At 70.6% G+C, this 7,589-nt stretch carries 7 protein-coding genes; 5 read left to right on the forward strand and 2 right to left on the reverse strand.

Features of this window, described 5'->3' with window-relative positions; genetic code table 11:
• Positions 1-157: 157 nt before the first annotated feature.
• Positions 158-1,129: an SCO1860 family LAETG-anchored protein gene (locus ACFXBC_RS24930; protein WP_385028522.1), complete on the reverse strand. Its 972-nt coding sequence runs from the start codon at positions 1,127-1,129 to the stop codon at positions 158-160.
• 365 nt (positions 1,130-1,494) lie between these two features.
• On the reverse strand, positions 1,495-2,580 hold the full coding sequence (locus ACFXBC_RS24935) for an amidohydrolase family protein (RefSeq protein WP_385028525.1): 1,086 nt from the start codon (positions 2,578-2,580) through the stop codon (positions 1,495-1,497).
• Positions 2,581-2,713: 133 nt separating this feature from the next.
• Between ACFXBC_RS24935 and ACFXBC_RS24940 the strand changes: the two genes are divergently transcribed.
• The 5 genes from ACFXBC_RS24940 to thpD all read left to right on the forward strand — a co-directional run bounded on the left by ACFXBC_RS24940 (position 2,714) and on the right by thpD (position 7,481).
• Positions 2,714-3,847 carry a pyridoxal-phosphate-dependent aminotransferase family protein gene (locus ACFXBC_RS24940; protein WP_385028527.1) on the forward strand — a complete coding sequence of 378 codons (1,134 nt, stop codon included), beginning with the start codon at positions 2,714-2,716 and terminating at the stop codon, positions 3,845-3,847.
• A 376-nt stretch (positions 3,848-4,223) separates the two neighbouring features.
• Positions 4,224-4,754, forward strand: coding sequence for a diaminobutyrate acetyltransferase (ectA, locus tag ACFXBC_RS24945; protein WP_385028530.1), 531 nt, complete (start codon positions 4,224-4,226; stop codon positions 4,752-4,754).
• Positions 4,755-4,783: 29 nt separating this feature from the next.
• The gene (gene ectB, locus ACFXBC_RS24950; protein ID WP_385028533.1) at positions 4,784-6,052 is read left to right on the forward strand and encodes a diaminobutyrate--2-oxoglutarate transaminase; all 1,269 of its coding nucleotides are present in this window, start codon (positions 4,784-4,786) and stop codon (positions 6,050-6,052) included.
• A 121-nt stretch (positions 6,053-6,173) separates the two neighbouring features.
• Complete coding sequence (locus tag ACFXBC_RS24955; RefSeq protein WP_385028536.1) at positions 6,174-6,572, forward strand: ectoine synthase; 399 nt, start codon at positions 6,174-6,176, stop codon at positions 6,570-6,572.
• Positions 6,573-6,578: 6 nt separating this feature from the next.
• Complete coding sequence (gene thpD, locus ACFXBC_RS24960) at positions 6,579-7,481, forward strand: ectoine hydroxylase (protein ID WP_385028539.1); 903 nt, start codon at positions 6,579-6,581, stop codon at positions 7,479-7,481.
• Positions 7,482-7,589 lie beyond the last annotated feature (108 nt).

Consider the following 7,589-nt stretch of genomic DNA (forward strand, 5'->3'; position numbering starts at 1 on the left):
GCGCCGGGCGGGGCGGGCCCCGGGGGGGCGTGGAGCGCGCCGGGGGGGGGGGGGGGGGGGGGGGGGGGGGGGGGGGGGGGGGGGGGGCGGCGCGCTCGGGGCGCGCCCGGGGGGCCGCCCCCCCCCGGGGCGCCCCGGCCCCCGGTGGATCAGCGGATCAGGCCTTGTTACGGCTCCGCGCACGGGCCATCGCGACCGCGCCACCGCCGGCCACGACCAGGGCCACCGCGCCGCCCGCGATGTACGGGGTCGCCGAACTGCCCCCGGTCTCAGCGAGGTTCTCCTTCTCGGGCGCCGCCGCGGGCTTCGGGTGGGCGACGGTCTGCTCCTTGACCCCGGGCGCGGGCGTGGGCTTCGCCGGCTGCCCGCCGCCGTGGCCGGGCGGGGCCGCCACCGGCGACTCACAGGTCGCCTGCGCGAGGGTGACCTCGCCCTGGACGTCCGCGACGTTCAGCTTCAGCGGGTTGACCGAGACCTTGAGCTGGAGCGCGGTGGCGGCGGCCGTACGGGATGTCGTGCTGGTCTTCGAGAGGTCGAGCGTCACATCACCGACGGCGGGCACATGGATCCGCGTCGTACCACCGGCGGTGAGCGTGATCCTCTTGCCGAGAACCGTCACATGGCCCAGTACGTTCGACTCGGCGTGCGGCCGCTCACCGGCGGCGCAGACCGCCTTGGACGTCACCTTCTCGACCTCGATCAGCGACAGCAGCGGCAGCCCGGGGACATGGACCGACGCGCGGGCGACATTGGCGTACCCCTCCGCCTTGTGACGGTCGGCCGTCGCACCGGCGGTGGCGACGTCGGCGCGCAGCAGACTGAACGGGCGGCCCTTGTCGACGCCGTCCAGCTTCGCGGTCAGCGCGGTCCTGTCCGCACTGGCCGGGGCGTGCACCTCGTTGAGCGCGACCGTGAGCGGCAGATCGACGGTCTTGTTGAGCAGCGAGACATCGAGCCCGGTACGGAGCACGACAGCGCTCGCCTTTCCGTCACTGCCGGTGGCCGCCTGCGCGGGTGCCGCGGCGAGAAGAGCCGCGGGGCCCGCGGTCAGCCCGGCGGCCACAAGGACGGCGGCCGTACGGCGTGCGGGCATGAGGCGTGCGGGCATACGGAAGGTGTTGCTGTTCAAGGCGGTGGAACCCCCACAAGAGACATGACGTCGCCGGGGGCGCGTCCCACGGGGACTTCGTGGGTGCGCCGGCGACCGAGACACCGGAATCTTTACGCACTGTGGGTGAACGGTCAGCAACCTGGCGTGAGTTCACTCCAAAGTGGTGTTTCCGTGCTCGCATTCGAATCCTGAGGCACGCGCGTTCCTCCCAGCCCCTCGTTTCACCGCCCAGGAGTGGTGCGCCGACGTACCCGCGGATGACGGGACCGGAAGGCACCAGGTGCCTCAACGAGTGACCGGGCCCGCATGTCACGCCCGGTCAACCCGGCGCCGCACGGGCGGTCCGCCCCCGCAGACCCGCAGCCGCCGTCCCCCTCACGCCCTCACGCCACCGTGCGCCCCTCCAGCACCACCCGGTGCGGCGCCCCCAGCACCCGTACGTCCTCGCGCGGGTCGTCCGCGTACACCACGAGGTCCGCCGGCGCCCCCTCGGCCAGCCCCGGCCTGCCCAGCCACTCCCGGGCGCCCCAGGACGCCGCCGAGAGCACATCGGACACCGGGATTCCCGCCTTCACCAGCTCCGCCGCCTCCTCGGCGACCAGACCGTGCGGCAGTGAGCCGCCCGCGTCCGTACCGACGTAGACCGGGACACCCGCGTCGTAGGCGGAGCGGACGGTGTCGTAGCGGCGCTCGTGCAGCCGCCTCATATGCGCCGACCAGCGCGGGTACTTGGCTTCGCCGCCCGCGGCGAGCCGGGGGAAGGTCGCGATGTTCACCAGGGTCGGCACGATCGCGACCCCGCGTTCCGCGAAGAGCGGGACGGTCTCGTCGGTCAGTCCTGTGGCGTGCTCGATGCAGTCGATCCCGGCTTCCACGAGATCGCGCAACGAGTCCTCGGCGAAGCAGTGCGCGGTGACCCTGGCGCCGAGCCGGTGCGCCTCGGCGATCGCCGCCTCCACCTCACCGCGCGGCCAACAGGCCGACAGGTCCCCGGTGTTCCGGTCGATCCAGTCACCGACGAGCTTGACCCAGCCGTCGCCGTTGCGGGCCTCCCTCGCGACGTACTCGACGAGATCCCCCGGCTCGATCTCATGGGCGTAGTTGCGGATGTAACGCCGGGTGCGCGCGATGTGGCGGCCCGCCCTGATGATCTTCGGGAGGTCGGGGCGGCCGTCGATCCACCGGGTGTCGGACGGCGACCCCGCGTCGCGCAGCAGCAGCGCCCCGGCCTCCCGTTCGCCGAGCGCCTGCTTCTCACTGGTCGCGGCGGAGACCGCGCCGTGTGCGTCGAGCCCGACATGGCAGTGCGCGTCGACCAGTCCCGGCAAGACCCACCCCCGCACGGTGACGGTCTCCGCGGCCGGGCGCGTGTAGGTGATCCGCCCGCCGACCACCCACAGTTCGTCCCTGACGTCCTCGGGCCCGACCAGCACCCGCCCCTTCACATGCAGCACCGTGTGATCGCTCATACGGCGAGCCTAACGACGGGGCCGCGCCGGGCGGCAGGGGCCGGGAGGCCCGGCGCCGGGCCACGGCCCCCGGGACACCCCCTCAGTACCATCGGACCGCCAGCCCGAACGAACTCGCGAAGAGAGCCCCCCCGTGACGCACCCCTTCCTCGACCTCGCCCCGCTCACCCCCGCGCAGTTCGCCGCGATCGAGCGGCAGACGGCGTCGCTGCTCTCCACCCGGCAGGACGTCGTGATCACCCAGGGGGAGGCGCTGCTGCCGCTGGAGGGCTGTATCCGCTCCGGCGCCCGGCCGGGCTCGACCGCCCTGAACGTGATCACCGGGCCGTACGGCCAGACCTTCGGCAACTGGCTGCGCGACTGCGGGGTCACCGTGGTCGACCTGGCGGTGCCCTTCCACACCGCGGTCACCGCGGACCAGGTGCGCGAGGCGCTCGCCGCCCGCCCCGAGATCGACTTCGTCTCGCTCGTCCACGCCGAGGCGGCCACCGGCAACACCAACCCGGTCGCGGAGATCGGCGATGCGGTACGGGCGCACGGCGCGCTCTTCATGCTGGACGCGGTCGCATCGGTGGGTGCGGAGCCGCTGCTGCCGGACGCCTGGGGCGTGGATCTCTGTGTGATCGGCGCCCAGAAGGCGATGGGCGGGCCCGCCGGGGTGTCGGCGGTCTCCGTGAGCGAGCGCGCCTGGCAGCGGTTCGCGGAGAACCCGCGGGCGCCGCGCCGCTCGTACCTCTCGCTCCTGGACTGGAAGGAGCGCTGGATCGACGCGGGCCGCACCGCGCTGCCGCACGCGCCCGCCCAGCTGGAGATGCTGGCCCTGGGGGCCTGTCTGGAGCGGATCGAGTCCGAGGGCCGCACCGCGGTGATGGACCGGCACGCACGGGCCGCCGCGGCCACCCGGGCCGGTGTGCTCGCCCTGGGTGGCGGGCTGACGCCGTTCGTGCACGAGGCACGGGACGCGGCCCCGGTGGCCACCACGCTCCGCACCCCGGCCGGGGTCGACGCGTCCCGGCTGGTCGCGAAGGCCCTGGCGGCCGATCCGACGCTGCCGCTGATCGCCGGCGGCGGAGCGCTGGCCGGGGAGATGGTGCGGATCAACCACTACGGCCCGGACGCCACCGAGGGCGTGGTGCACTCCTCGCTGGCGGCCCTGGGCGGAGCGCTGAGCGATCCGGCGCTGAACGGTGCGGTGCGGGACGGTGCGGCCGCGGTGGATCCGGCTGCCGCACGCGCCGCGGTCTCGGAGGTCTGGCGGCGCGACTGAGCCGTGCGCCCAGGCGGATGCGGGCTGTGTACGGCTGGTGACGGCCGCACACAGCCGCGTAATCAAAGAATTGCAGAATGCAGAATTCCGGCTTTCACCAGTACGCCAGTCCCTTTTCTTCTGCCCGCTTTTCCGGACCCTAAACGCAAGATTTTCCACCGCCCCCACCAGCGGTTTTCGGACGTGCGTCACGAAGGTTACACACATGTGACCGACCCCACAGTGGGTTCGGTATGCCCGATAATTCCGGGACAAATCATCCATATTCGCGACCACAGGAGCCGCCGTCCGCGCCCGCGCGTTAGCACGGAATGAGGTTTTGGCCAACCCCGCCCCGGAATGCATTTTTTGAATTTGCTGGGTAAATTTCCCTTACATGACCGCCGCGCAAGAAGACCTTGTACGTGCCCGTAGTGAATTCCAGGAGATAGACACCCCACGAGTGGAGGACGGAGCCGCGCTCTGGCGTATCGCCCGCGACTCCGAGGTGCTGGACCTCAACTCCTCGTACAGCTACCTGCTGTGGTGTCGTGATTTCGCAGCGACCTCCGTGGTGGCGCGCGACTCGGCCGGTGCCCCCATCGGCTTCGTCACCGGCTATGTGCGCCCCGACCGTCCCGAAGCCCTCGTCGTCTGGCAGGTGGCCGTCGACGCGGCCTGCCGCGGGCTCGGCCTCGCCGGCCTGATGCTGGACGCGCTGACCGCCAAGGTCACCGCCAGGGGAGTGGTCCGGGAGCTCGAAACCACTATTTCTCCGGACAACACCGCGTCCGACCGGCTGTTCCGCTCGTTCGCAGAGCGTCACGGGGCAGCAGTGGAACGTGAAGTGCTCTTCGACGGCGGGCTGTTCCCCGAAGGGACGCACCAGCCGGAAGTGCTGTACCGCATCAGCCCCGTCTCGGCCTGACTGACATCCCTCACCCCAGGAGACTTGCTGTGACCATCACCCCGCCCGCCCTGAGCGTCTTCGAGACCCTTGAGTCGGAGGTGCGCAGTTACTGCCGCAGCTGGCCGGCCGTGTTCGACCGGGCCCAGGGCAGCTACCTCCACGACGAGGACGGCCACACCTACCTCGACTTCTTCGCCGGAGCCGGATCGCTCAACTACGGCCACAACAATCCGGTGCTCAAACGCGCGCTGATCGACTACATCGAGCGCGACGGCATCACCCACGGCCTGGACATGGCCACCACGGCCAAACGGGCCTTCCTGGAGTCCTTCCAGAACGTGATCCTGCGCCCGCGCGACCTGCCGTACAAGGTGATGTTCCCGGGCCCGACCGGCACCAACGCCGTCGAGTCGGCGCTGAAGCTGGCCCGCAAGGTCAAGGGCCGCGAGTCCGTCGTGTCGTTCACCAACGCCTTCCACGGGATGTCGCTCGGCTCGCTGGCCGTGACCGGCAACGCCTTCAAGCGGGCCGGCGCCGGTATCCCGCTGGTGCACGGCACACCGATGCCGTTCGACAACTACTTCGACGGCCAGATCCCGGACTTCCTCTGGTTCGAGCGTCTGCTGGAGGACCAGGGCTCCGGGCTCAACAAGCCCGCCGCCGTGATCGTCGAGACGGTCCAGGGCGAGGGCGGCATCAACGTCGCACGCGCCGAGTGGCTGCGCGCGCTGCAGGAGCTCTGCCACCGCCAGGACATGCTGCTGATCGTCGACGACATCCAGATGGGCTGCGGCCGCACCGGCGGCTTCTTCTCCTTCGAGGAAGCGGGCATCACCCCCGACATCGTCACCCTGTCGAAGTCCATCAGCGGCTACGGGCTGCCCATGTCGCTCTGCCTCTTCAAGGGCGAGCTGGACGTCTGGGAGCCCGGCGAGCACAACGGCACCTTCCGCGGCAACAACCCGGCGTTCGTCACCGCAACCGCCACGCTGGACACCTACTGGGCCGACGGCCAGATGGAGAAGCAGACGCTGGCCCGCGGCGAGCAGGTCGAACGCGCGCTCCTGGCCCTCGTCGAGGAGAATGACGGGGCGGGCGTGAGCTTCCGCGGCCGTGGCCTCGTCTGGGGCATCGAGTTCGAGGACAAGCCGCGCGCCACGGCCGTCTGCCGCCGGGCCTTCGACCTCGGGCTGCTCCTGGAGACCTCCGGTCCGGAGAGCGAGGTCGTCAAGCTCCTCCCGCCGCTGACCGTCTCCCCCGAAGAGCTGGACGAGGGCCTGAGCATCCTGGCCCGCGCCGTCCGCGAGACCGCCTGACACCGGGACCACCGGGACCACCGGGACCATCCGGCACCACCGGACCGGCCCGGCACCGAGACCACCTGACACGCGGCGCACCCGCCGCCGCGACCCGTAACACAGAGAGGCACCCGTCACAGTGATTGTCCGATCGTTCAAGGATGTCGAGGGAACCGACCGACACATCAAGTCCAAGTCGGGGACCTGGGAGAGCAAGCGCATCGTGCTCGCCAAGGAGAAGGTCGGCTTCTCCCTCCACGAGACCATCCTTTACGCGGGAACCGAGACTTCGATGTGGTACGCCAACCACATCGAGGCCGTGCTCTGCACCCAGGGCGAGGCCGAACTCACCAACGACGACACCGGCGAGGTCCACTGGATCGAGCCCGGCACCATGTACCTGCTCAACGGGCACGAGAAGCACACGCTGCGCCCGAAGACCGATTTCCACTGCGTCTGTGTCTTCAACCCTCCGGTCACCGGACGGGAGGACCACGATGAGAACGGCGTTTACCCGCTGCTGACCGAGGAGGTCTGAATCGCCATGACCGAAGTACTGTCCAACATCCGGGCGGATCTCTACCCCACCCGTGGTGCGAGTGAAGTGACCACCCCCCGCCAGGACCCGGTGGTCTGGTCGCAGCCCGGCGCGGCGGGCCCCATCTCCCAGCCGGAGCTCCAGGGCTTCGAACAGGACGGGTTCCTCACCGTGGGCGATCTGCTCACGGACGACGAAGTGGCGCTCTACCGTGCGGAGCTGGACCGGCTGGTCGCCGATCCGGACGTCCGCGCCGACGAGCGCTCCATCATCGAGCCGAAGTCCCAGGACGTACGGTCGGTCTTCGAGGTGCACAGGCTCAGCGAGGTCTTCGCGCAGCTGGTGCGGGACGAGCGGCTGCTGGGCCGTGCCCGGCAGATCCTGGGCTCGGACGTGTACGTCCACCAGTCCCGGATCAATGTGAAGCCGGGGTTCGGCGCCAGTGGCTTCTACTGGCACTCGGACTTCGAGACATGGCACGCCGAGGACGGTCTGGCGAACATGCGGACCGTGTCCGTCTCGATCGCGCTGACCGAGAACTTCGACACCAACGGCGGCTTGATGATCATGCCGGGTTCGCACCAGCACTTCCTGGGGTGCGCGGGTGAGACGCCGAAGGACAACTACAAGCGGTCGCTCCAGATGCAGGACGCGGGCATCCCGTCGAACGCGGCGCTGACGCGGCTGGCGGACGCGCACGGCATCAAGCTCTTCACGGGCCGGGCCGGTTCGGCCACCTGGTTCGACTGCAACTGCATGCACGGTTCGGGTGACAACATCACTCCGTACGCCCGCAGCAATGTCTTCATCGTGTTCAACAGCGTGGAGAACGCGGCGGTGGAGCCCTTCGCGGCTCCGATCCGGCGGCCCGAGTTCATCGGGGCGCGGGACTTCACTCCGGTGAAGTGAGCTGAAGTACGCGGGAGGGGGGCGGGCCCCGGGGGCGGCCCCCCCCCCCGGGTAACCGGGGCGGGCCGGCCCAGGGCGCGGGGCGCCGCCCGGGGCGGGGGGCCGCCC

Origin of the sequence: Streptomyces sp. NPDC059398 (assembly GCF_042751845.1) — a bacterium.
Taxonomy (GTDB): Bacteria; Actinomycetota; Actinomycetes; order Streptomycetales; family Streptomycetaceae; genus Streptomyces.